General features: G+C 63.9%; 1 protein-coding gene. It reads left to right on the top strand.

The window, feature by feature from the left end; genetic code table 11:
• Nucleotides 1-1,035 (top strand): porin (locus tag AX729_RS19275; protein ID WP_061025869.1); only part of this gene is annotated, 1,035 nt, incomplete at its 5' end.
• Nucleotides 1,036-1,040 lie beyond the last annotated feature (5 nt).

The raw sequence follows: 1,040 nt of genomic DNA, 5'->3' as shown, positions 1-1,040 counted from the left end.
CAGTTCGCCGGCTTCACCATGGGTAAGGCCGTGTCGCAGTTCGACGCGCCCTGGACCAACTATCCCGGCAACAACATCGACAGCCTCGTCGGCGGCAGCGGCACGGTCACTGGTGTCAACCAGTTCACCTACACTGCTGACTTCGGTCAGGGCGTGACGGCGGCCTTCTCGGCCGAAGACGCGACGGCCTACTACCAGGCCGGCAACCTCAACATGACCGGCGCGACTGCCGCGGGCATGGTTGGCGGTTCGTATGGCTCGAACGCCGTTGGCGGCTCGCGTTCGCCGAACCTCGTCGGTATGGTCCGTGTCGACCAGGCTTGGGGTCTGTTCCAGGCGTCGGTCGCTGCGCATGACAACCACGTTGCGTATTACGGCGCGACCGAGACCACTGGCCACCCCGACGACAAGTGGGGTTGGGCGGTTCAGCTCGCTCTGTCGATCAAGAACATCCCGACCGGCGCGGGTGACGTGATCAACATCCAGGGCGTCTACACGGACGGCGCGACCCGTTACAACTTCCAGAACCTGGCGGGCAGCTCCTACCAGATGTACGGCAGCTCGGGCGTTGCCTACCAGAGCGTCGGCTTCGCCAATGCTCCGGACACGGTGTTCGTCACCGGCGGCCAGCAGGAAACCGTCAAGACCTGGGGCTTCCGTGGTGCTTACACCCACAACTGGGATCCCTACTGGAACACCGCGCTGTACGGTGCCTACGCTCAGGCTCAGTTCGGCACGCTCGCCAAGACCACGCTTTGCGGCGCTGGCGGTGCAGGCGGCGTGTTCGGCGGTCTCGCCGGCGTGACGGGTTGTAACCCTGACTTCGCGATCGGTCAGATCGGTATCATCACCCGCTGGACCCCGGTCAAGAACCTGACGTTCTCGGCCGACCTGAACTGGACCCAACTGGATCAGAAGTACTCGGGTACTGCTGTCCTCAGCCCGGCTGCCAACACTGCCAAGCCGACCGCTGTGTATCAGCTGAAGGACCAGGACAGCATCACGCTGCTCCTCCGCGCTCAGCGCAACTGGTAAGTTCG

Origin of the sequence: Bradyrhizobium sp. CCH5-F6 (assembly GCF_001556045.1) — a bacterium.
GTDB lineage: Bacteria > Pseudomonadota > Alphaproteobacteria > Rhizobiales > Xanthobacteraceae > Bradyrhizobium.
Note: the sequence above shows the minus strand (reverse complement) of the source record. Positions and strands in the feature narration are given on the sequence as shown.